We start from the raw sequence: 23684 nt of genomic DNA on the forward strand, positions 1-23684 counted from the left end.
AATTATGCAGCGGCGAAAAACCCCGATCGTTAAATTTTTAGCGAAGGCTCCAATCAAACCGCAAAACGCTTGCTGTAAGTTCCGCGAGAATTTCGGGAAAGCGCCATGCTGCTGGATCTCAGGACAATCTATTTCATTGTTGCCGTGAGCTGTTTCGTGCTGGGCGTTCTCCAGCTTGCAGCCTATGCGACGGGTCGCTTCGAGAGGTGGCCGCTCTGGTGGGGCTTGAGCAACCTTCTTGTCGGTGTCGGCTCGTTTCTCGTCGCGCTGCGCAATCTCGTTCCCACCTCCGTCTCGATCGACGGCGGCAATATCGTCACCATCGCCGGCTATATGCTGATGTTCTTTGCAGTGCGGGTGTTTTCGAGACGAGCGCTCGACCAGCGCGCTTTCTGGCTTGCCATCTTGCTCGTCAGCGTTCCTGTCGTCCTCATCGTCAGCGATCCATCGGCAGTCTCGGCGAGGCTCCTCTACGTCTCTGTCATCTGCTGCCTCTGCGACCTTGCCGTCGCAAGGGAGGCGATCAGCATTGTCCGGCGCGAGAGGCTTTATTCGGCAGCCTTGCTTGTCGGCCTCTACGCCTGCACTGCCGCGATCTTTGCGGTTCGCAGCATTCTCGCGGCGACCGGTGAGATCGGCGGGCCGGATCCCTTCGGCGGCAGTGCAATTCATAGCTGGATGGCGGTATCGGCGGTCGCCTTCATCATGCTGCGCAGCATGGCCATGGTGCTGATGGCCGCCGAGCGCAGCCGAAATCAGCTGACGGAACTCGCTCACCACGATCCGCTGACCGGCGCGCTCAATCGCGGCGGCCTTGCCCAGCATCTGTCCGCCCTCGGCTCCCAGCCGGTATCGCTGCTGATCATCGATATCGACCATTTCAAGCAGTTGAACGACAGGCATGGCCATGCCGCAGGTGACGACATCCTGCGGCTTTTCGCCAGTGTTTCGAGAGGCATCATGCGCTCGGACGATCTGCTTGCCCGTCAAGGTGGAGATGAGTTCCTGGCGGTGCTGAAAAATGTTGCCGGGCAAGATGCGGTCGCGATTGCTGAGCGCATCCGTCTCGCCTTCGCCGCCGCCGTCATGCAGCGGCCGGATCTGGCCGTCTTTCCGACGCTGAGCATCGGCGTTGCCGCGCGTGCGGAAAGCGGCGAAGATTTTGAACGATTGATGCAGAAGGCCGATGAGGCGCTCTATCGTTCGAAGCGCGAAGGCCGCAACCGGGTCGAAGCCTTCGGGGAGAATCAGCAGGCCGCGTAGAAACGGGCGACCTTAGATATTCTGATCCATCGTCTCGGCCGGGATTTCGTCGGCGCGGTGGATGCGCACGACCGTTGCCGGCACGCCGGCAACCGTGCAATGCTCGGGCACCGATTTGAGCACGACGCTACCGGCGGCAACTTTGCTGAAGGCGCCGATTTCGATATTGCCGAGGATCTTGGCGCCCGCGCCGATCATCACGCCGTGGCGGATCTTCGGGTGGCGGTCGCCGGTCTCCTTGCCGGTGCCGCCGAGCGTGACGTTCTGCAGGATAGACACTTCATCCTCGATGACAGCCGTTTCGCCGATGACGATGCCCGAACCGTGGTCAAACATGATGGATGCGCCGATCCGTGCCGCCGGATGGATATCCGGGCCGAAGACCAGGGAAACGAGATTGGCGAGCCAACTGGCGATCTCCGGACGGCCGGCGATCCAGAGCGCATGGGCGATGCGATGCGTCTCAAGCGCATGAAAGCCCTTCAGATTGAGAAGCGCGTGCAGAAATGTCGTGCAGGCCGGATCGCGCTCGCGCACGGCGATGAGATCGGCCTCGACCTTCCGCATGATATCGTCATCAAGTGTGGACAGGATGAGATCGAACAGATCACCCGTTTCCACCTGCGCTACGGAGAGCCGCGCGGCCAGCACGCGGGCGATGATCTCATCGTTGTTGGCAGTGTCCGTTACCTGAGCGGCAAGCAGCTGCCGCAATATCGGCTCGCGCGCGGCGAACTCGGCCGCCTCGGCGCGGATGACGGTCCAGACGGATGCTTCGGCCAAAGGCTGCGGCTGTTGCCCGGCTAAACCGAGGCGGGTCGATTTCGACATTTCCGTTTTCTCCGTCAGCCACGGCAGCGCAAAGCGCTTCCTGCTCGTGGTTCATGTTTCGCCCGGGCACGGCGTTTGGCAAGCCCCGATATCCTACGGCCTTGAGTCCGATAGCATATTCTAACCACCGGATGGCTGCGGGCGAGGAGTCAGCTCCGGAAGCCGGCGCCAATGATAGAGCACATCAGGCTCCCGCTCTTCGTTGTCGGCGCCATCGGTCTCCTTTTCAGCGGTAAAACCATGCCGTTCGTAGAAGCTGCGAGCGCCTGCATTACGCTTAAACGTCCAGAGCCTGATCTCGTTCATCTCCTCCTTGGCGCAGCCGAGGAGTGAAGAGCCGATGCCCATGCCCTGGAAACCGGGGAGAACGTAAAGCTGCTCTATCCAGTTGTCGCCATAGGCGATGACACCGACGAGCTGGTTTCCCAAGGTGGCGCCGAGGATGGTGCAATTCGGCAGCAGATGCATGCGCCAGTACTGCTCTTCCTCCTCGGGCGTATGCACATCCGGCAGCCAGGGCAGCCGCTGCCACAGGGAAGCACGTCTGATTGCGGCCGCGGCTTGCATGTGATCGGCGGTGAGCGCCATGACTTCGGGTTCCATCAGGGCGTCGTCCATGCCGGCAACGGCCTCAAGCCGAAATATCGATGACACCACAATCGCCGGCTTCCGAGCCGAAGGCGAGCAGCTTGCCGTTTTTGCTCCAGCTCATCGCTGTGATCGCACCCTTGCCGGGTCGGCGCAGCAGCGCTTCCTTGCTGTCGGCGATGCGCACGGCCAGAATCATGCCGTCGATGAAGCCGATGGCGAGGATGTCCTCGAGCGGATGGAATTTCACTGCGGTTGCCATGATATTGGCGCGGGTACCGAGCTCCAGCGGCGCCTTGCCCATCGGCCCGTCCTTGCCCTGGAAGGGCCAGACGATTGCCGCAGGCGCGCCTGAAGACGCGAGCCACTTGCCCTTGACCGACCAGGAGAGCGATTTCACCTTGGAAGGGTAGCCGGTCATGCGCATGTGGCGGGCTTCGGTGCCGGGCTTGATGTCGAGCTTCCAGCCGTGCAATGCGTTTTCCTGCATCGAGGTGACGAGGAAATTACCATCAGGCGAGAAGGTGACGCCGGTATGCGCACCCTTCCATTCAAGATCGATCGGCTTGGCATTCATGCCGATCCAGTGCAACGACACACCGTTGTAGCGCGCGGCCGCGATGCGCAGGCCCTTCGGTGCAAAGGCAAGACCTTCGACGGTGCGCTCCTCGGGGAATTCCTTGGTCGTGCCATCGGCAAGGCGCACCAATGAACTCTTACCGTAGGAATAGGCAACGGCACCCTGCGGGCCGGCTGCCACCTGCGAAATCCACTTGCGCGGCGCGGTCGCGATCTCGCTGACACTGCCGTCGGCGGCAATGCGCAGCACCTTGCCGTCCTCGCCGCCCGAAATCAGGCTCTCGCTGTAGGGATCGCGGATGGCAGTGAGCATGCCCTGGTGGGCTTCAGAAACCCTGTCGCCGCCGTCCAGCCGGTGGAATGTACCGTTTGCGCTTGCGAAGAAGGGAACATCACCTAAAAATTCGACGGCCAGAACGTGTCCTTCGAGATCAAGCGGTGCAACTGTCGGCATCAGGCGGCTGCCTCGCAGGCCTTGAAGGAGGTTTCGAGCTTCTCGCGGTCGAGTTCGCGGCCGATGAAAACGAGACGGCTCTCGTGCTTTTCGCCTTCCTTCCACGGCCGCTGATGATCACCCTCGATGATCATGTGCACACCCTGAACGACGTAACGCTCGGGATCGTCCTTGAAGGCGATGATGCCCTTGAGACGCAGAATATTCGGCCCCTGCGTCTGGGTGATCTTCTGGATCCAGGGGAAGAAGCGCTCCGGGTTCATCTCGCCGCCGCGCAGCGACACCGACTGCACCGTCACATCATGGATCGCCGACATAGCGCCGTGATGATGATCGTGACCGTGGTCATCATGCTGATGACCGTGATGATCATGATCATGATGGTGGTGGTCGTGATCGCAATCGGGGCCGCAGACATGATCGTCATGGCCGTGCTCCAGGAAATGCGGATCGTTTTCGAGCGCGCGTTCCAGGTTGAAGGCGCCCTGATCGAGCACGCGGGCGAGGTCGACGCCGGAGCGGCTGGTCTTGTAGACGCGGGCGGCCGGATTGATGGCGCGGACGATATCCTCGATCACATCAAGTTCTTCCGGAGTCACCAGGTCGCTCTTGTTGATGATGACGACGTCGGCGAAGGCGATCTGGTCCTCGGCCTCGCGGCTGTCCTTCAGGCGCAGCGGCAGGTGCTTGGCATCGACGAGGGCGACGACGGCGTCGAGCTCGGTCTTGGCGCGCACATCGTCATCCATAAAAAAGGTCTGGGCGACCGGCACTGGGTCGGCAAGGCCGGTCGTTTCGACGATGATGCCGTCGAAGCGGCCGGGGCGGCGCATCAGCCCTTCGACGACGCGGATCAGGTCGCCGCGCACCGTGCAGCAGACGCAGCCATTGTTCATTTCGTAGATTTCCTCGTCCGACTCGACGATCAGGTCGTTGTCGATGCCGATTTCGCCGAACTCGTTGACGATGACCGCATATTTCTTGCCGTGATTTTCGGAGAGAATGCGGTTGAGCAACGTCGTCTTGCCGGCGCCGAGATAACCGGTGAGCACGGTAACGGGAATGGGCTTCTGGGTGGAGATCGCGTCGGTCATGAGAACCTCTAGGATTAGGCGTGCGGCCGAGCGGCTTGGGATCGGCTGCTTGAACGGTTGGTCTCATATAATGGCTTGAGCGTGGCAGTTCAAAGGGTTTTATAATGTTATAAGATCACATCGTCTGGCCGGTGCAGATGGCCCATATTCACCTGAGTTGCGCGACATCGAATGCATCGACATCGCTCAGCAATTCCATCAGTCCTTTTACCGCATGGGCAATCAGCGCCTCACCTTTTTCTGCCGTCGCAGCCGCGGCATTGCCCGCCACGCCTTGCCTGTTGAGATCCGACATCTTCCAGCCGAAGGCGTGCGGCCCGTAGGCGCGCAGATGTTTGAAACGCTCGGCGAATTCCGTCTGTCGCGAGGAAAAGTCCGCCGCCTTCGCCATATCCACCTTATCGGGATGAAGCGCCAGCATCACCGAGGTCTCGATATCGCCGCCATGGATGCCGATCGCCTTTTCCTCCGGCGTGATCACGCCATCCGGCACGCCGAAACGGGTCCAGCTCGTCGCCACCGCCAGCATGGCAAAGCGGACCCGCGCCTCGGTGGCGACGATTGATGTGACGGGCGAATTGCCGCCATGGGCGTTCAGCATCACGAATTTGCGGATACCCTGCTTTGCAAGCCCCTCGGCGATGCCGAGCCAGCGGTTTACCGCTTCGTCGAAGGCAAGCGTCTTCGTTCCTTCAACATCCATATGCTCTATGGAATAGCCGACAGATTCGGCGGGCAGGAAGGTGACCGGCCGGCCGGCGGGCAAGGCCATCTTCAATCGCCCGGCGATGCCTTCGGCAATCAGGGTGTCGGTTTCGAAGGGCAGGTGAGGGCCGTGCTGTTCATGGGCGCCGAGCGGCAGCACGGCGATCAGATGGCGCCCGTCAGGTGCAAAGGCCGGGTTGCTGTCCTCGAAGCGCGGCGAAGGTGTCATCATCCGGTCGTTGCCTCTTGTTTATGACGAGATCCTGAGCAATGTCATATCGCAGCGGCGTCGGGGCTTAAAGATCAAAGGGATGGCTATGGGAAAGAAGCACAAGGACGGCAAAAAGAACAAGTCCAAGAAGAAGGACCAGACCGAATATACGCTCGTCGATCTCTCCCCGGCCCTGACCCAGGCGGCGCGTTCCATGCGGACGGTGCTCTCGCGCAACCTGCTTGAAAGCGGGCTCTATGCCGGCCAGGACGGCGTCATTCTCTCACTTGCCGAGAGCGACGGCATGACGGCAGGCGGTCTTGCGCAGAAGCTCGGCGTCAAGGCGCCGACGATGACCCGCACGATCGGCCGCATGGAGGCGCAGGGCTTTCTCGAGCGCAAGCCCGATGCCGAGGATGCGCGTCTCACCAAGGTCTATCTCACCGAACTCGGCCGCGGCAGCGTACAGGGGATCGAAATGGCGGCCTCGGCCTGCGACAGGCTGGCGACGCAGGAGTTCTCCGAGAAGGAAATTCGCAATCTCGTCCGGCTGCTGAAGGCGATCGATGCCAATCTGCAGGCCGAAGCCATTCATATCGAAGAACCGGACGAAGACTGAAATTTCCCCGAAAGACGAATTGCTTCCACCGATTAAATCTTTTAATTAAACATTTTAAGGGCCGCGCCGGTTTGACGGCGGGGTCTTGGCTGTCTTGCGTGCTGCCTGGAGGAGGACACGTGGTCCAGAAGATCAAGCTTTCGACTATTGCCGAAACGCTCGGCATTTCAACGGCGACCGTATCGCTTGCCTTACGCGACAGTCCGCTCGTTGCCGGCAATACCCGGGAGAAGATCAAGGAACAGGCGCGCGCGCTCGGCTATATCTACAATCGCCGTGCCGCCAGCCTTCGGACCTCGCGCTCCGGCATCATCGGCGTCGTCGTGCATGACATCATGAACCCCTTCTACGGGGAGATTCTGAAGGCGATCGAAAGCGAGCTCGATCGTAGCCGCCACACCTTCATCCTTTCCAACCATTACGACAATGTCGAAAAGCAGCGCACCTTCATCGAGACGCTGCTGCAGCTCGGCGGCGACGGCGTCATCATGTCGCCGGCGATCGGTACGCCGCCGGAGGATGTGCAACTGGCGGAAGACAACGGCATGCCGGCGATCCTGGTCGCGCGCTCGATGGAAGGGCAAGACCTGCCGACCTATCGCGGCGACGACAGCTACGGTATCTCGCTTGCCACCAACCACCTGATCGGCCTCGGTCATCGCTCGATCGCCATGATCGGCGGCACGGACCAGACATCCACCGGCCGCGATCGCTACCAGGGCTATGTCAATTCGCTGCGCAAGGCCGGCATCGAGGTCGATCCGAACCTGCGCATTCCCGGTCCACGCTCGAAACAGGGCGGTTTCGAGGCTGCAGTGCATTTCCTTTCGCTGCCGCAGAAGCCGACCGCAGCCGTCTGCTGGAACGATCTCGTGGCGATCGGCCTGATGAACGGCATTGCGCGCGCCGGCCTGGTGCCGGGAGGCGATATTTCCGTCACCGGCTATGACGATCTCGAGGAGGCCTCGATCGCCACGCCTGCGCTAACGACCGTCTGGAACGGTCAGGCCGAGGTCGGGCGCTTAGCGGCCCGAGCGCTGCTCGATCGCCTTGCCGGCAGCCATGAGCCTGATGGTATGCATCTGATCAAGCCGGAAATGCGCATTCGCCAGTCCACCAGTCCCCATCGGCCGCGCGCCTGAACCAAGACCGCCATCCAAGAGGAAAAGCCATGTCCCGCATCGCCATTCTCGTTCCTGGGAAGATACACGAGCGTGTTCTCGACAGGTTGAAGGATCGTTTTGAGATTGTCGCCGTCCCGCGCGAGGAGACGCTTGCGCTCAACGGCGAGATTGCCGGCCGCATCCGCGGCGTCGCCGTTTCCGGCTCCTTCCCGGGCGCCTGGATGGACCAGCTGCCGCGTGTCGAGGTGATCGCCAATTTCGGTGTCGGTTATGACGGCGTCGATGCAAAACATGCCGCCGAAAAAGGCATCGTCGTCACCAATACGCCCGATGTGCTGAACGACGAGGTCGCCGATACGGCGATCGGCTTGCTGCTGAACACGGTCCGCGAGTTGCCGCGGGCCGAAGCCTGGCTGCGTGCCGGCAACTGGAAGCCGGGCACGGCCTATCCGCTGTCGCGCTTCTCGCTGAAGGGCCGGCATGTCGGGCTTTACGGCCTTGGCCGCATCGGCCTCGAAATCGCCAAGCGGCTGGAGCCGTTCAAGGTGAAGATCAGCTATCACACACGTTCGCGTCATGCCGATGTGTCCTACGATTATCACCCGACGTTGAAAGGGCTCGCGGAAGCGGTGGATACGCTGATCGCCATCGTTCCGAAGACGCCGCAGACGCACAAGACGATCGATGCCGATATTCTGGCTGCCCTCGGCCCTGACGGCATCCTCGTCAATGTCGGCCGCGGCTGGACGGTGGACGAGGAGGCGCTGAGTGTGGCGCTTGCTTCCGGGGCGCTCGGTGCTGCCGGTCTCGATGTCTTCTATGAAGAGCCGAGCGTGCCGGCCGACATGCTGGAACCGGCCAATGCCGTGCTGCTGCCGCATGTCGCCTCCGCGTCGGTGCCGACACGCAATGCGATGGCCGATCTCGTCGCCGACAATCTCATTGCCTGGTTCGAGAAAGGTGCGGCGCTGACGCCGGTGCCGGAGACGCCGCAGAAGGCTTAGCGTAGCTGGCTCCGCGGACGATGCTTGGCCGGCGCCGCGCCGTCAGGCGATCGCCTGCGCGGGGATCATCGGCAGCTTGGCGGCGGCATAACTGCGGACGGCGTCGCCGAAAGCGGCGAACAGCTGGTTCGAAGACTTGTCGGTTTCAGCCCAATATTCCGGATGCCATTGCACGCCGACGGCAAAGGCCTTGGCGTCGATGACGGAAACGGCCTCCACCGTGCCGTCTTCGGCGATCGCTTCCACCTGCAGGCGTGGGGCGGTTCTGGCGATTGCCTGGCGATGCAGGGAATTCACGCGGATCTCGCCCGGACCAAGAATGCCTGCGATGCAGGAGCCTTCCTTGACGTGGACGGTCTGGCGAATGGCGTACATGCCGTCCCGGTCGACGCCTTCCGGCCGGCGGTGGTCCCAGATGCCGGGTTGCTCCTGGATCTCGCTTGTCAGCGAGCCGCCGAGGGCGACATTCAGCTCCTGGATGCCGCGGCAGATGGCAAGCAGCGGGACGGCGCGGTCGATGGCACGGCGGATGAGCGGCAGGCTGGTGGCGTCGCGGGCGGGGTCGAACGGGCCGTGCTTGTCATTCGCCTCGGTACCGTAGAGTGAGGGATGAACATTGGTGGCCGAGCCGGACACCAGCAGGCCGTCGACGCGGTCGAGGATCGCATCGGTATCGTAGCCATCCTCGAAGGCGGGGATCATGAAGGCCATGACGCCGGCGGCATTCAATGCGGCACGCAGATATTGATGCTGCACGGCATGCCAGGTTGCGCCGTCGAAGCTGCGGATATCGGCAGGAATGGCAACGATCGGTTTCGTCATATCAGCCCCGGTGAAATCTTTGTGCTTGCCGTTTCTGCCGCCAGAACGGCCGTCAAGTCAACGCTTGGCTGCGTGAGGTGGCCAAATTGCGGCGGAAGCGATAGGGAAGCTCTCCGGTTTGGGCTAAGCCGCTGATTTTGATGGGCGCCTGGGGGCCGCCTTATTGCCGTCTTGATGCCAAAGGCTAATAGACTAAAGCTTGAATCGCGGCCCCCGCCATGCTTAGGTTTTCCCTTACTGCGGGTAGGGGTGAAGATCGCCCGCGCAGTACCATCTATACGGGAGGTTTTTGATGGATCGTCGTTCGTTTTTCAAGAAGGCGGGAACCGCCGGCGCCGGTGCGGTTGCCGCAACGGCATTGGCAGCGCCTGCGATCGCGCAGGAGAATCCGAAGATCGCGTGGCGCATGACATCGTCGTTTCCGAAGAGCTTGGATACAATCTACGGCGGCGCCGAGGACATCGCCAAGCATGTCGCCGCCGCGACGGATGGCAATTTCACGATCCAGCCTTTCGCGGCGGGTGAAATCGTGCCGGGCCTGCAGGCCGTCGATGCCGTTGCCGCCGGCACGGTCGAGGCAGCCCATACCACCTCCTATTATTTCGTCGGCAAGGACCCGACCTATGCCATTGGAACGGCCATTCCATTCGGGCTGAACAGCCGTCTGACCAATGCCTGGTACTATGAAGGCAACGGCAACAAGCTGATGAACGAGTTTTATGCCACGCAGGGCATGTATGCCCTGCCGGCCGGCAATACCGGTGCGCAGATGGGCGGCTGGTTCCGCAAGGAAATCAACACGCTCGATGACCTCAAGGGCGTCAAGATGCGCATTGCCGGCCTTGCCGGCCGCGTCATGGAGAAGGTCGGCGTCATCCCGCAGCAGATCGCCGGCGGCGACATCTATCCGGCATTGGAAAAAGGCACGATCGATGCGGCGGAATTCGTCGGCCCCTATGACGACCTAAAGCTCGGCTTCCACAAGGTGGCAAAGTACTACTATTATCCGGGCTGGTGGGAAGGTGGCCCGACGGTGCATGGATTCTTCAATCTCGAAAAGTGGAGCAGCCTGCCCAAGCATTATCAGGCAGCGCTGACCGACGCCTGCGCCTTTGCCAACACCAACATGCTGGCGAAGTACGACACGAAGAACCCAACCGCGCTGAAGCAGCTCGTCGCGGAGGGCGCGACGTTGCGCCCGTTCAGCCAGGAGATCATGGAAGCCTGCTTCCAGGCAGCCACGGGCATCTACAGCGAAATCTCGGGCACGAACCAGTATTTCAAGAAGATTTACGACGACCAGACCGCCTTCAAGCGGGACGCCTATCTCTGGATGCAGCTCTCGGAATACACCTTCGATACGTTCATGATGATCCAGCAGCGGGCCGGAAAGCTTTAAGCTCTCCGCCGTCGACGCTTCAGACGAGCGCAATAACAAAACCCCGGATCTCCATCCGGGGTTTTGCTTTTTGCTGGACTATTTGGCCGGTGGCGGCGGTGCTCCCGGCAGGCCGTTCAGCGGCGGCAGGGTCAGGCCTGGGATCTGCGGCGAGCCATTGCCGCCGCCGCCCATCGGCGGCAGGCCGAGCTGGCCGCCGAAGCCCGGGATTTCGATCTTGATCGAGTTCGGGTCGACCTTCGGGCCGTGACCCAGCCAATAGGTGACCGATTGCGGCCAGAAGATAACGATCGCCACCAGGATCAGCTGCATACCGACCCAGGGAAGAGCCCCCATGTAAATATCCGAGGTCTTGACGTCCTTGCTGGCGATCGAGCGCAGGTAGAAGAGTGCGAAGCCGAAGGGCGGATGCATGAAGCTCGTCTGCATGTTGACGCAGATCAGGACGCCGAACCAGATCAGGTCGATGCCGAGACTGGAGGCGACGGGTGCGAGCATCGGGATGACGATGAAGGCGATCTCGAAGAAATCAAGGAAGAAGGCGAGCACGAAGATGAAGATGTTGACGAAGATCAGGAAGCCGACCGGCCCGCCGGGAATGCCCGACAGCATGTGCTCGATCCAGCGCGAGCCGTCCATGCCCTGGAAGACCAGGCTGAAACAGGTGGAGCCGATCAGGATCATCACCACCATGGATGTGATGTGCGTGGTCGATGACATGGCTTCGCGGATCAGCGGCCAGGTGAGGCGGCGATTCATGGCGGCAAGCACAATGGCGCCGACGACGCCGAGCGCGCCTGCTTCCGTCGGCGTTGCAAGGCCCATGAAGATCGTGCCGAGCACCAGGAAGATCAGCACGATCGAGGGGACCATGCCCATCAGCACCCTCACGAGCAGAGCCCAGTTGAAATCGCCGCGCACCTCTTTCGGCAGCGGCGGCATCGATTTCGGCCGGATAATCGACATCACCAGGATGAAGAGCACGAAGATCGTCACCTGCAGGATTGAGGGGCCGATCGCGCCGAGATACATGTCGCCGACCGACCTGCCGAGCTGATCGGCGAGAACGACGAGCACGAGCGAAGGCGGGATCACCTGTGTGATCGTGCCCGAGGCGGCGATGACGCCGGTGGCAAGGCGCGGGTTGTAGCCGTAGCGCAACATGATCGGCAGCGAGATCATCCCCATGGTGATGACCGAGGCAGCCACCGTGCCGGTGATCGCGCCGAGAACGGCGCCGACGAGGATGACGGCATAGGCGAGGCCCCCGGGTATGCCGCCAAAGAGCTTGCCGGTGCCCTCGAGCAGGTCCTCGGCAAGGCCGCAGCGTTCCAGCACCGCGCCCATGAAGGTGAAGAAGGGAATGGCGAGCAAGAGATCGTTGGAAAGGATGCCGAAGAAGCGTAGCGGCAGAGCCTGCAGGAAGACCTCGCCGAAATGGCCGGTGAAGATGCCGATGATGGCGAAAAACAAGCCGACGGCGGCGAGCGAGAAGGCGACCGGAAAGCCGTAGAGCATGAAAATGATCATGCCCAGGAACATGGCCGGCGGGATGATGCCGAAATCAAACAAATCCGTGTCTCCCAGCCCGCGTTACTGCAGCGGCTTTTCGTATTTCGTATCGATGCTGAGATAGCCGGTGAGCGCTGCGATCCGCTTGATCAGTTCGGAAACGCCCTGAAGGGAAAGCAACCCGAAGCCGGCGACGAGGATCAGCTTGACGGGCCAGCGGATCAGCCCGCCGGCGTTGCCCGATATTTCCCCTTGCCGGTAGGACAGTGCGAAGAAGGGCCAGCAGACCCAGGTGAGGAAGACGCAGACGGGGAGGAGGAAGAGGATGAGGCCGACGATGTCGATCCAGATCTTCGCCCTGTCGGAAACCGAACCATAGATCAGGTCGACGCGGACATGTTCATTGTTGCGCAGCGCATGCGAGGCGCCGAGCATGACGACGAAGGCGAAGAGATACCACTGGATCTCCAGCCAGCCGTTCGAACTGTAGTTGAAGGCATAACGGACGATGGCGTTACCGGCGCTGATCAGGCAGCAAAACAGCACCATATATTCGGAAAGTTTGCCCATGAACTGACTGATCGAATCGATCAGTCGGCTTGCGGCCAGAAGTACCGACATTCGCCTCCCCTTATTCTTGTCCCGCCGGTTTTCCGGCAGCTTTTCCCTCTTGCAATCGATGTAGACCACGGCCTTTGAAATTGGAAGGATAAATGCCTCGCGTTGGAGTATAGTCTTAGGTGCGCAGGTAGGATCATATGGCCGCCGAATATTTCAACAACCCAGGCGTGGATAAATTATTTCAGTAATCTCGCCGGTAGGCTGTATTAACTCGCGTAGGCTGTGCGGTTCATCCTGTGGTTTTAGAAAATTTGACCAAATGTTTGATTCCATTGAAATCAATTTTTAAAGGGTTGGGCTTAGAATCCCCGCGCACAGGGAAAGTATGGATGAAGCCAGATAACCCGAACAGGGTCCCAATAGATGTGTATCTGTCGTTTGTGAGTTCCCTCTCCGGGAATCGCATGACGCTTCTTGTTGGCGTGATTGTACATGTTGCGACGTGCCTTGCCGTGGCTGCCAAGACACAATACTCCATCTACATCCTGCTATCGGTCGCCTTCCTTCTGGTCTTCGGCGCCCGCATGGCCATCTTCCGGCAGTTCGATCGTGTCGACAAGCAGAGCCTGTCGCACGCCGGAATCGAACGGTGGGAGCGGATTCTCGTTGCCAGTGGAGCCTGCACCACGGCGCTCCTCGGCATCGCCAGCGGCTACGCCATCTTCGTCGTGCGCGATTCCTTTGCGGAGCTTGCCTGCATTTCCGTCACCATGGCAACCATGGTTTCCGTCGTCGGCCGCAACTACGGCTCGCGCTTCGCAGTCGACCTCCAGACGTTCTTCTGCTGCCTGCCGATGATCGTCTGCAGCCTGCTGGTACTGGATTTCTATCGCGGCGTTCTGTCGATCTTCCTCATTCCTTTCTGGCTGACGACGCGGGCCATGGCGAACGGCGTGCGCGAGTTTCTCTATGAGAATGTCATTGCGCGCCGGGAAATCACCATCATTGCCGACCGTTTCGATACGGCTCTCAACAACATGCCGCACGGCCTCGTCATGGTCGATGCCGAAAACCGCATCCAGGTGGTCAATCGCAAGGCCTGCGAGCTTCTGAAGATCGGTGCGCCGGAGCGGCTGAAGGACCGTGACCTCGGCGCCGTGCTGCGCTACGGCGCGCGCTACAGCTTCATGGATGCCTCGCAACCGGAGCTCATCCTGCGCCAGCTCACCCAGGTCGCCGAGGGCAGCCTGTCGCGCACGCTCATTCATTTTCCCGAGAGCCTGTCGCTCGAATTCTCCGCCAGCCGCAGGGCCGACGGTGGCGCCGTGCTGATCTTCGAGGACGTGTCAAGCCGGGTGAAGGCGGAGCAGAAGATCCTGCACATGGTGCGCTTCGACGCGCTGACCGGCCTGCCCAACCGGCAATATTTCGGCCAGTTGGTGCAGGAGTATTTTGCCAAGTATCCGAAGAAGAACGGGCCGCTCGGCTTCATGGTGCTCGATATCGACGAGTTCAAACATGTCAACGACATGCGCGGCCATGTGACCGGCGACCATCTGCTCTGCGCTATCGCCGCCCGCATCAAACAGGCTTCCGGTAATGCCATCCTCGGCCGGCTGATGGGCGATCAGTTCATTCTGTTCTTCCCGCGTGCGAAGGAGCAGGCCTCGCTCGACCGCGAAATCCGCCGCGTTCATGCCGCGATCCAGGGTAACTACGAGGTCGACGAAGTGACTTTTCTCGTTTCGCTCAGCGCCGGCTACGCGATTCTCGAAAGCGACGCGTTCGCGATGGACGAATGGAGCGTCAAGGCGGATCTTGCCCTGTTCGAAAGCAAGTCGCGCTTCAAGGGCGGCATCTCGGGATTCGAGCGGGAGATGGACGGCCGCTATATCGAGCAACAGAAGCTGAAGGCGGATCTGCGCGATGCGGTCTCGGCGCAGGCGCTGCATCTCGTCTTCCAGCCGATGTTCCGGGCCGACGGCTCGCGGATCGAATGTGCCGAGGCCCTGGCGCGCTGGGTGCATCCGGAGAGGGGCTCGATCCCCCCCGATGTCTTCATCCGGCTCGCCGAAGATATGGGCATCATATCCGACATCACCCGCTTCGTGCTGTTCAAGGCCTGTAGCGAATGCATGACCTGGCCGGAACATATCGCCGTTTCGGTCAACCTTTCGGCGCGGGATCTGCGCGATGCCGACATCCTTTCGGTGGTTGCCGAGGCGCTTGCCCATTCCGGCCTCGCCGCGGCACGACTGCATCTCGAAGTCACCGAGAGCTGCCTGATCGACGAGCCGGCGGCGGTGCGCGCCATCCTGGCGGAGCTCAGGTCCCGCGGCATCACCATTGCCATCGACGATTTCGGCACCGGTTTCTCCAGCCTCAGCTATCTCGACACGCTGCCGCTTGATATCGTCAAGATCGACCGGTCCTTCGTGCGCAACATCGTCGAGGATGCGCGCCGCCTCAAGCTCTTGCGCGGCACAGTCAATCTCGCCCGCGAACTGGGCCTGAAGATTGTCATCGAGGGCGTTGAGACCGAGGAGCAGCTGGCGCTGCTCAACAAGCACCGCAGCGCCGATCTCGTGCAGGGTTACGTCTTCTCGCGGCCGGTGCCTTCCCAGAACATCACGCTGCTACAAGAGGGCATCGGCCGCCGCACCGTCCAGCGCCGTCGCAACAAGGTCGCCTGAGCCCCCCGCAAGTGACTGGTTATCCCAGCCGAAAATCTTGCGCGCCGTTAACCTTAATAGTTTAAATTCAACCCAAATTTTCAGATTTTCTTGCCTATATATCGGCGGCGTATGATTAATGATCCGTTAACGAGCGGATCGAGAGAATGTCAGACACACTTTTTACGCGTAGCGATTTCAGCAGGAAAATCCTAGAAATTCTAGATCACGTCGAATATCGCCGGGTCGAAAGCAGTGAAGACATGGAGGACGTGGAGCGGCTGCGCTACAAGGCCTACAAAGCCCACGACGCGCTGTCGCTTGCCCCGGAAGGCCTATTGGACGATGTCGATTTCGACAGCCATGCCTATATCTTCGGTCTCTATTATTATGGTGAACTGGTCAGTACGATCCGAATTCACTATGTGACGCCGGAGCATCGTATCAGCCGGTCCGGAGAGGCCTTTCCCGAGGCGATGGATGAGCTTTTGGATGCCGGGCTGACCTTGATCGATCCGGCGCGTTTCGCGGCCGATCCGGAGCTCACCGCCGATCTGCCGTGGGTTCCCTATCTGACGCTGAGACCCGCCATCGTTGCGGCAGCGTATTTCCGAGCTGACCGCGTTATTCAGTCCGTCCGGCCCCCGCATGCCGCCTTCTACAAGCGGGTCTTCTATGCCGATACCATCGTGCCCGGCCGACTGGCGGAGAGTTACGGGGTTGACGTGACGCTGATGGCGACGAATGTGATCGAGGTCGGACGCAAGCTGCTGACGCGCTATCCCTTCTTCATCTCAAGCGCCAGCGAGCAGCGTATGATGTTTTCGCGCACTCCGAACGACACGCTACCGCCGCTCACCATCATTCCGACGGCGCGTTTCGTGCCGCCAGGCGAACTTGGCACCGATCTGCCGCTGTGATTTCTCTTTCTCCGCGATAGAGAGGCGATGCCGTCAGGGCAGATGAGGCGTGGACGACAGGCGAAAACCGCATCTGTCGCCGGACCTCCTTTCATCCGATCGTTGAGGTCGTCTTCTCGTCCGGATGAGGTCGCTGCGAGGCGCGCTCGCGGCATTCTCATGCATTGCGCTTTTGCCTGTCATTGTGTAATTCCTGCAGGAAGGGATTTCCCTCGCTCAGGCTAGGGAATCAAGCAGCGCAGAGGCATTTCAGGGAGACGATATTTATGGCCGAACATCATACCGGACCGGTCGAGACCGGCGCGCCGATGGACTACAAGGAACATGAAAAGACCTACGACATGTTCGTCGCCAGCGCGAAATACGGCTCGATGCTTCTCATCGTCCTCCTGCTTGCAATGACCGCCGGTTTCTTCGGCGGCGCCGGCCTTCTCGGTGGTCTCTTCGTCTTCATCATTCTACTCGCTGCCGGCATCTTCCTGCTCCGCTGATCGCGTAGATTCAGAGGGTCAGAGCGTCCTTTGTACGTCCGAAAGGACGCACGGCGCTCTGAGGGGAAGAGAGCTTCTCAGAAGCTTTTTGAATGAGGTGCTTGGCCCGCGCAGGGAAGCCTGCGGCGGTCTGGCTGACCCGGAGGAGGGGGCAGTTGGGCAATATCGTTTTCGTTGCAAGGGAAAACACGGGCGAGGAGACGCGTGTCGGCGCCTCCGCTGAGACCGTGAAGAAGATGAAGAGTTTCGGCTTCGACGTCGTCGTCGAAGCCGGTGCCGGTGCGGCTTCGCGTATTCCGGACGGGGAGTTCGAGGCCGCCGGCGCCAAGATCGGCAGTTTTGCAGATGCAGCCTCCGCCGACGTGGTGCTGAAGGTGCGCCGTCCCAGCGGATCGGAAATCTCCGGCTATAAAAGCGGCGCCGTGATCATCGCCATCATGGACCCTTACGGCAATGACGAAGCGATCGCGGCACTGGCAAGTGCCGGACTTTCGGCTTTCGCGATGGAACTGATGCCGCGCATTACCCGCGCCCAGTCGATGGACGTGCTGTCGTCCCAGGCCAATCTCGCCGGTTACCAAGCCGTCATCGAGGCGGCGGCGGTTTATGACCGCGCCATGCCGATGATGATGACGGCGGCCGGCACCGTGCCGGCCGCCAAGGTCTTCGTCATGGGCGCCGGCGTCGCCGGTCTTCAGGCGATTGCGACTGCGCGTCGTCTGGGTGCTGCGGTCTCGGCCACCGACGTTCGCCCCGCCGCCAAAGAGCAGGTCGCCTCGCTCGGCGCCAAGTTCATCGCTGTCGAGGACGAAGAGTTCAAGGCGGCGGAAACGGCCGGCGGTTATGCCAAGGAAATGTCCACCGACTATCAGGCGAAACAGGCGGCTCTGGTTGCCGAACACATCGCCAAGCAGGATATCGTCATCACCACCGCGCTGATCCCCGGTCGTGCGGCGCCGCGCCTCGTTTCGCGCGCCATGCTCGCTTCGATGAAATCAGGTGCGGTTGCCGTCGACCTCGCGGTCGAGCGCGGCGGCAATATCGAGGGCGTCGTCCCCGGCGAGATCGCCGATGTCGAAGGCGTCAGGGTGATCGGTTTCGCCAACATGCCGGGCCGGGTCGCGGCCAGTGCCTCGGCGCTCTACGCCAAGAACCTCGTCACCTTCCTCGAGACCATGGTCAACAAGGAAACCCGGAGCGTCGTCGTCAATCTCGACGACGAACTCGTCAAGGCGACGATGCTGACCTATGCCGGCGACGTCGTTCATCCCGCCTTCGGCGGTGCGAAGAAGGGAGACATATGATGGCCAGTGAAGCGATGGACAGAGCGCTGGAGCAGCTCGACCAGGCGGTGACCGCCGTCATCACGGCGGCCGTCCAGGCACCGGAAGCGGCAAGTGCGGCGACCGGCGGGGCGATCGATCCCTTCGTCTTCCAGCTCGCGATCTTCGTATTGTCGATCTTCGTCGGCTATTACGTCGTGTGGTCGGTGACGCCGGCGCTGCATACGCCGCTGATGGCCGTCACCAATGCGATCTCCTCCGTCATCGTCGTCGGCGCGCTTCTGGCGGTCGGCATCTCGACCAGCGGGCTTGCGACCGGCTTCGGCTTCGTCGCCCTCGTGCTCGTCTCGGTCAACATCTTCGGCGGTTTCCTCGTCACGCAGCGGATGCTTTCGATGTACCGCAAGAAGGACCGGTGAGGGACTGATGACCAATATCGCAGCCTTCCTCTACCTCGTCTCCGGCGTGCTCTTCATCCTGGCGCTGCGCGGCCTGTCGCATCCGGCCAGCAGCCGCAAGGGCAATCTCTACGGCATGATCGGCATGGGGATCGCGATCCTGACGACGCTGGTGCTGGCGACCCCTGACTTCGGCGGTTTCGTGCTGATCGTTCTTGGCCTTGCCATCGGCGGCAGCGTCGGCGCCTATGTCGCCCGCACCATCCCCATGACCTCGATGCCGCAGCTCGTCGCCGGTTTCCATTCGCTGGTCGGCCTTGCCGCCGTGCTGGTCGCGGCCTCCGCGCTCTACACGCCGGCTTCCTTCGGCATCGGCGAGATCGGCCTGATCCACACCGAGGCACGCGTCGAGATGGCGCTCGGCGTGGCGATCGGGGCGCTGACCTTCACCGGCTCGATCATCGCCTTCCTGAAGCTCGACGGACGCATGTCCGGCAAGCCGATCCTGCTGCCCTACCGGCATGTGATCAATGCGAGCCTGCTGGTGCTGATCGTGCTCTTCATCACCGGGCTTGCCGTCACCGAGAGCCATTTCGACTTCTGGGCCGTCGTAGCACTGTCGCTGGCGCTCGGCGTTCTGCTGATCGTGCCGATCGGCGGGGCCGATATGCCGGTCGTGGTGTCGATGCTGAACTCCTATTCAGGCTGGGCGGCGGCCGGCATCGGCTTCACGCTCGGCAATCTGGCGCTGATCATCACGGGCGCGCTCGTCGGTTCTTCCGGCGCGATCCTTTCCTACATCATGTGCAAGGGCATGAACCGCTCCTTTGTCTCCGTCATCCTCGGCGGTTTCGGCGGTGAGTCGGCGTCCGGTGGACCCGACACATCAGACAGGACGGTCAAGCTCGGCTCGGCCGAGGATGCGGCCTATCTGATGGCCAATGCATCGAAGGTCATCATCGTGCCGGGATATGGCATGGCGGTCGCCCAGGCACAGCATGCGCTGCGCGAACTCGCCGACAATCTCAAGAAAAACGGCGTCGAGGTGAAATATGCGATCCACCCGGTGGCAGGCCGTATGCCCGGCCACATGAACGTGTTGCTCGCCGAAGCGAATGTTCCCTATGACGAGGTTTTCGAACTCGAGGACATCAACTCGGAATTCGCCCAGGCCGACGTCGCCTACGTCATCGGCGCCAACGACGTCACCAATCCAGCGGCGCGCGACGACAAGACCTCGCCGATCTACGGCATGCCGATCCTCGACGTCGACCGGGCCAAGACCTGCCTCTTCGTCAAGCGTTCGCTCGGCTCGGGTTATGCCGGCATCGACAATACGCTGTTTTACAAGGACGGCACGATGATGCTCCTCGGTGACGCGAAGAAGATGACCGAGGATATCAACAAGGCGCTCGCGCATTGATTGCTGCAGCCACCCTTCGGGCGGCTGCAGGCAACTACTACTGTTTGCCTTGGCCGATACTACTGTTTGCCTTGGCCGACGCGGCTGCTTTCGTCAGGTCTCGCCCGGCACGAGTGTCATTTTCTCGACGCCGATCGCCAGGTTTAAACCTTCCTGAGCCTGGACATTCAACGGCTGCAGCATGAAGGCCTTGTTGGTGCCGCCGGCGATGACCTTGGCGCCGGCGCCTGCACCGATGCTCGCATCGGCGCCGATCCCGTAATATTCGCCGGCAAGGGCGAATTGCGGGATATCAGTGCCGGTCTTTGCCAGCACCTGCCAGATCATGACGCTCTTGCCGGTCTGGCCGATATCGAGGCCGAATTTCTCGATTTTGCCGGCATAGACCGCCTTGGCGCCGCCGGCCGATGGCGTATAGGTGCAGATAAGGTTCTTCTGCGAGGTGACGATCAGGCCCTGGCCGCCATCCGATCCGCAGACCAGACGGCCAAGCGTGACATAATTTTCCGCGCCCGCCGGGCTCGCCCAGGCAACGGCTGTCAGCGCCGCGGCTGCGATCATCGTTTGCTTGAACATGGTCTTTCTCCTTTGGAACGACCTGTCCGAAACGGGTGGAGGTTGCGATTGTTCCGGGACTTTTACTCCCGCTCCAGCGTGGCGCGCTGCGCCGTCAGCACCCATAACAGGCCTTCGGGCCGGAAATCGATCTCAACCGTGCCGCGAAAGGCGGAGGCGGCATGAGCCTTGATAACGGTCGTGCCGAAGCCCGAGCGCGATGGCTCGGTGACTGGCGGGCCGCCGCGCTCTTCCCAAGTGAAGCGGAGCAGGGCATCCGGCTTGTCCGGCTCGCTGACGTCGCGCCATTCGAAGCGGACACGGCCTTGCGGTACGGAGAGCGCACCGTATTTCACCGAATTGGTGGCGAGTTCATGCAAGGCGAGGCCGAGATTCTGCACGGCATCCGGTTTCAGCACGAAGTCTTCGCCGCTGATGTCGATCTGGTCGCGCGATTGCGGGAAGGCGTGCAAATGGATGTCGACGACCCGCCGCAGCGATACCCCTCCCCATTGCTCGCTGGTCAGGAGCTCGATCGAACGCACCAACCCCTCGAGGCGATCGGCGACGGCGGCGCGGAAGGTCTCGACGCTGTCGGACTGCTTGGCGAGCTGGCGCATCATTGCCTGGGCAAGCGTCAGAAGATTCTTGGTGCGGTGGACGAGTTCATGCATGACGAAACGCAGCCGGTCTTCGGTCTGGCTACGGTCGAAAGAGGCATTCGAAAGGGCAATTGCCACCTGGTTGGCCTCGATGACGCTGGTCTCGACCGGCGAGACGATATGGCCTTCGCCCATACGGTTTGCCATGTCGGCGATGTCGCGAATGGTAGTGCGCACCTGTCTTGCGACGGCATAGGCACCCAGCACGGCAACGAGCACCAGCGCCACGCCACCGATGATAAGGAAACGCCAGGTGCTGAGAATCGAAGCCTGGGCGATCGGTCCCCAGATCACCGTCTTCCACGACCAGCCGGGAATCTGTGCATAACCGAGGAGCATGTGCGGCAGGATCGCCTCGTCCTCGAAGACGCCGCGGGACACTGTGAGCGCCGGCAAAATGCGCGGATCGAAGGGCGTTCCGGGTTCGAGATTGGCGGGGCCAGTGGCCGCGACGACGTGGCCGCTCTCATCGATGACGGCGGCCGACCAGCCGGGGCCAAGGCCCTCGGTGGTCACAAGCTTGCGCAGATCCTGGGCGTTCTGCGTGATGATAAGGGCTGCGACCGGCTCATTCTTTCGCGGCAGGGTGACGTTATAGACCCATTCGCCGCTGGTCCGGCCGCGAAAGACGTCGGACGCTTCGATGCGACCGGACGCCATGACCGCCTCGAGGGCGGGGATGTTCGCCGTCTTTCCGAGCGGCGTACCGAACGCCCGACGCGTATTGAGCAACTGCTGGCCGCTGCGGTCGACGGCGATGACAAAAAGCGTATTGTCTCTCAGGGCCGTTTCCGTGCGTTCGTGGAAGGAGGCGAGATTGCCGTTTTCAAGCTCCGGCGAACTCGAAAGCAGCCGCAGCGTCGTCGCCATGTCCTGAAGCTGGCGGTCGATGATGCGTGAAAGGGCAAGCGCATCCTGGGCGGTCTCGCGCTTCAGCGCCGAACGCTGGTTGTCCTCCAGCTGCAGCAGAAGCAGCGCTACGAAAGCGAAGATCGGCAGTGCGATTGCCACGGCCATGGCGACGAGGTAGGTGCCGATCGAAGCCTTGGGAAAGAACAGGGTGACGATCTTCATCTGTTGCGCCAGATGGCATGCGCCTGAAAAGATGCGCGGCGCTGTAATGCGCATGGCCCGCAACGGTTTTCGCTTGCGGCCAGGAAAGCAAAGATCCGCATCTCTCGCAAACCGCCCTCAACCCGTGTTCGAACGCCCGATAGCAGGCTATCGAAGCAGGTCCATGTTAGGGGGAGCAGGAGCAGGTTGCAACATACTATGACACGCCGCCGACGATGACAGGCGCTTTTTAGGCTTCTCTATGCAAGGCGCTACGGCCGGCTTTGCGGCAGCGTCGCTTCCTCCGCCCGGCATGGCGCGATATCACCTCAATGGTCTCTATACCGGCTGGAAGATTCGTTTAAGCCATCAGAGACTTGGCCGCAGTCCCGATGAGCGGTGCCACCGGCAAGAGGCGGTTGCGAGCCGCCCGATGCTCGGGGCCGCCCAATGATGTCCTTAGCCGGCTGGGGCGACGCCGACGCGAGCAAGGCCGTCACGAGCCGGCTGGTACTTCGGATCGAGGCCGATCGCGTGGCGATAGGAGCGGGCAGCCTTCGCCTTGTCGCCGCGGCGTTCGTAGACGAGCGCCTGGTTGGCCCAGGATTCGGCGATGTTGCCGTTAAGCTCGATCGCATGGTTGAAATCGGCAAAGGCGTTGTCGTCGTCGTTTAGCGCGATATAGGAAATGCCGCGGCCATTATAGGGCTCGGCCGAATTCGGGGCGAGCGAGATCGCTTTCGAGAAATCGTCGATCGCCTTATCCTGCTGATTGCGCTTCTGATAGATCAGGCCACGATTGTGATAGGCGCGGCCATCGGTAGTGCCGAGTTGGATCGCCCTGTCGAAATCGTTGAAAGCCTGGTCGTCCTGGCCAGCCATGCGATAGACATTGCCGCGGCCGATATAGGCGACGTCGTAGCTCGGATTGATCTGCAGGGCGGCATTGTAATCGGCAATCGCCTGGGCCTGCTGACCCATGTTGCGATAGACGAGAGCGCGGTTGGCGTAAGCCTGGAAAAACCGCGGATTGATCTGCAATGCCGTGTTGAAATCGTTCAGCGCCGGGCGGAACTGGCCGGCGCGGCCATAGGCGGAACCACGGACGTTGTAACCTTCGGGATCCCTCGGGTTGGCGTTGATAACCGCCGTCAGCGACGCGATATTCTCTTCCGAACCCTGCGCCTTGTCGATGCGGATCACGGCATCCGTGGTGTTGGTCGTCTCGCAGCCGGCGAGGCCGAACATTGCCGCCAGCGCCAAAGCGGGTAGGAATGCCGTTTTTTGCAAGCGCAAAGTGCGGGACGGATTAAAGGTATTGACAGCCATTCGGGCTCGCTTTCCCCATGCGGCATATCCGGTGCGCGGATATGCGATCTTCAGCGGCAAACTAAAAAAGGCGGCGGCGAACCCATCGCCCCCGCCACAATGCATCTGAAAACGTCGAAAAAACGACGGCAA

The 23684-nt window shown here is 61.3% G+C and carries 22 protein-coding genes; 11 read left to right on the plus strand and 11 right to left on the minus strand.

Annotated elements, in window-relative coordinates:
- Positions 1-105 precede the first annotated feature (105 nt).
- Positions 106-1263 (plus strand): GGDEF domain-containing protein, encoded by a 1158-nt coding sequence (locus GFM02_RS18740; RefSeq protein WP_168322404.1) that lies wholly within the window; start codon positions 106-108, stop codon positions 1261-1263.
- A gap of 12 nt (positions 1264-1275) precedes the next feature.
- Here GFM02_RS18740 and cysE read toward each other — a convergent pair whose 3' ends face one another.
- The 5 genes from cysE to GFM02_RS18765 form a co-directional block, all read right to left on the minus strand.
- On the minus strand, positions 1276-2094 hold the full coding sequence (gene cysE, locus GFM02_RS18745) for a serine O-acetyltransferase (protein ID WP_168322405.1): 819 nt from the start codon (positions 2092-2094) through the stop codon (positions 1276-1278).
- Between the two features lie 120 nt (positions 2095-2214).
- Positions 2215-2712 (minus strand): GNAT family N-acetyltransferase, encoded by a 498-nt coding sequence (locus GFM02_RS18750; protein ID WP_168322453.1) that lies wholly within the window; start codon positions 2710-2712, stop codon positions 2215-2217.
- A gap of 13 nt (positions 2713-2725) precedes the next feature.
- The gene (locus tag GFM02_RS18755) at positions 2726-3715 is read right to left on the minus strand and encodes a WD40 repeat domain-containing protein (protein ID WP_168322406.1); all 990 of its coding nucleotides are present in this window, start codon (positions 3713-3715) and stop codon (positions 2726-2728) included.
- A complete protein-coding gene (locus GFM02_RS18760; RefSeq protein WP_168271052.1) occupies positions 3715-4809 on the minus strand; it encodes a CobW family GTP-binding protein in 1095 nt (364 codons plus the stop codon). The genes GFM02_RS18755 and GFM02_RS18760 overlap by 1 nt, the downstream gene beginning before the upstream one ends.
- Before the next feature lie 148 nt (positions 4810-4957).
- Positions 4958-5746, minus strand: coding sequence for a creatininase family protein (locus GFM02_RS18765; RefSeq protein ID WP_168271051.1), 789 nt, complete (start codon positions 5744-5746; stop codon positions 4958-4960).
- Between the two features lie 85 nt (positions 5747-5831).
- On the opposite strand from GFM02_RS18765, the gene GFM02_RS18770 reads away from it, so the two are divergent.
- From GFM02_RS18770 to GFM02_RS18780, 3 genes are all read left to right on the plus strand, one after another.
- Positions 5832-6344: a MarR family winged helix-turn-helix transcriptional regulator gene (locus tag GFM02_RS18770; RefSeq protein ID WP_025396056.1), complete on the plus strand. Its 513-nt coding sequence runs from the start codon at positions 5832-5834 to the stop codon at positions 6342-6344.
- Positions 6345-6463: 119 nt separating this feature from the next.
- Positions 6464-7486 carry a LacI family DNA-binding transcriptional regulator gene (locus GFM02_RS18775; protein ID WP_020051667.1) on the plus strand — a complete coding sequence of 341 codons (1023 nt, stop codon included), beginning with the start codon at positions 6464-6466 and terminating at the stop codon, positions 7484-7486.
- 29 nt (positions 7487-7515) lie between these two features.
- Positions 7516-8472 carry a 2-hydroxyacid dehydrogenase gene (locus GFM02_RS18780; protein ID WP_168322407.1) on the plus strand — a complete coding sequence of 319 codons (957 nt, stop codon included), beginning with the start codon at positions 7516-7518 and terminating at the stop codon, positions 8470-8472.
- A gap of 42 nt (positions 8473-8514) precedes the next feature.
- Here the strand turns inward: GFM02_RS18780 and GFM02_RS18785 are convergent, their stop codons facing one another.
- Positions 8515-9294, minus strand: a complete 780-nt coding sequence (locus GFM02_RS18785; protein ID WP_168322408.1) for a gamma-glutamyl-gamma-aminobutyrate hydrolase family protein — start codon at positions 9292-9294, stop codon at positions 8515-8517.
- 292 nt (positions 9295-9586) lie between these two features.
- On the opposite strand from GFM02_RS18785, the gene GFM02_RS18790 reads away from it, so the two are divergent.
- Positions 9587-10693, plus strand: coding sequence for a TRAP transporter substrate-binding protein (locus GFM02_RS18790; protein WP_003552852.1), 1107 nt, complete (start codon positions 9587-9589; stop codon positions 10691-10693).
- A 78-nt stretch (positions 10694-10771) separates the two neighbouring features.
- On the opposite strand, the gene GFM02_RS18795 is transcribed toward GFM02_RS18790, so the two are convergent.
- Both GFM02_RS18795 and GFM02_RS18800 read right to left on the minus strand, forming a co-directional pair.
- A complete protein-coding gene (locus GFM02_RS18795) occupies positions 10772-12265 on the minus strand; it encodes a TRAP transporter large permease (RefSeq protein WP_168322409.1) in 1494 nt (497 codons plus the stop codon).
- 21 nt (positions 12266-12286) lie between these two features.
- Positions 12287-12826 (minus strand): TRAP transporter small permease subunit, encoded by a 540-nt coding sequence (locus GFM02_RS18800; RefSeq protein WP_168322410.1) that lies wholly within the window; start codon positions 12824-12826, stop codon positions 12287-12289.
- Positions 12827-13155: 329 nt separating this feature from the next.
- Between GFM02_RS18800 and GFM02_RS18805 the strand changes: the two genes are divergently transcribed.
- From GFM02_RS18805 to GFM02_RS18830, 6 genes are all read left to right on the plus strand, one after another.
- Positions 13156-15459: a putative bifunctional diguanylate cyclase/phosphodiesterase gene (locus GFM02_RS18805; protein WP_020051661.1), complete on the plus strand. Its 2304-nt coding sequence runs from the start codon at positions 13156-13158 to the stop codon at positions 15457-15459.
- Between the two features lie 146 nt (positions 15460-15605).
- Complete coding sequence (locus tag GFM02_RS18810; RefSeq protein WP_017962130.1) at positions 15606-16358, plus strand: N-acyl amino acid synthase FeeM domain-containing protein; 753 nt, start codon at positions 15606-15608, stop codon at positions 16356-16358.
- A gap of 266 nt (positions 16359-16624) precedes the next feature.
- On the plus strand, positions 16625-16849 hold the full coding sequence (locus tag GFM02_RS18815) for an aa3-type cytochrome c oxidase subunit IV (protein WP_017962129.1): 225 nt from the start codon (positions 16625-16627) through the stop codon (positions 16847-16849).
- A 155-nt stretch (positions 16850-17004) separates the two neighbouring features.
- Positions 17005-18153, plus strand: a complete 1149-nt coding sequence (locus GFM02_RS18820) for a Re/Si-specific NAD(P)(+) transhydrogenase subunit alpha (protein WP_168322411.1) — start codon at positions 17005-17007, stop codon at positions 18151-18153.
- On the plus strand, positions 18153-18551 hold the full coding sequence (locus GFM02_RS18825) for a proton-translocating transhydrogenase family protein (RefSeq protein WP_168322412.1): 399 nt from the start codon (positions 18153-18155) through the stop codon (positions 18549-18551). The genes GFM02_RS18820 and GFM02_RS18825 overlap by 1 nt, the downstream gene beginning before the upstream one ends.
- Before the next feature lie 7 nt (positions 18552-18558).
- Entirely contained in the window at positions 18559-19953 is a 1395-nt protein-coding gene (locus GFM02_RS18830) for an NAD(P)(+) transhydrogenase (Re/Si-specific) subunit beta (protein WP_168271044.1), read from the plus strand.
- A 93-nt stretch (positions 19954-20046) separates the two neighbouring features.
- On the opposite strand, the gene GFM02_RS18835 is transcribed toward GFM02_RS18830, so the two are convergent.
- From GFM02_RS18835 to GFM02_RS18845, 3 genes are all read right to left on the minus strand, one after another.
- Positions 20047-20529: a DUF992 domain-containing protein gene (locus GFM02_RS18835; protein ID WP_168271043.1), complete on the minus strand. Its 483-nt coding sequence runs from the start codon at positions 20527-20529 to the stop codon at positions 20047-20049.
- A gap of 62 nt (positions 20530-20591) precedes the next feature.
- A complete protein-coding gene (locus GFM02_RS18840) occupies positions 20592-22244 on the minus strand; it encodes a sensor histidine kinase (protein ID WP_168271042.1) in 1653 nt (550 codons plus the stop codon).
- Between the two features lie 438 nt (positions 22245-22682).
- A complete protein-coding gene (locus GFM02_RS18845) occupies positions 22683-23552 on the minus strand; it encodes a tetratricopeptide repeat protein (protein ID WP_168271041.1) in 870 nt (289 codons plus the stop codon).
- Positions 23553-23684: the final 132 nt, after the last annotated feature.

The sequence above is a fragment of the Rhizobium leguminosarum bv. viciae genome (assembly GCF_012276115.1).
GTDB lineage: Bacteria > Pseudomonadota > Alphaproteobacteria > Rhizobiales > Rhizobiaceae > Rhizobium > Rhizobium leguminosarum_T.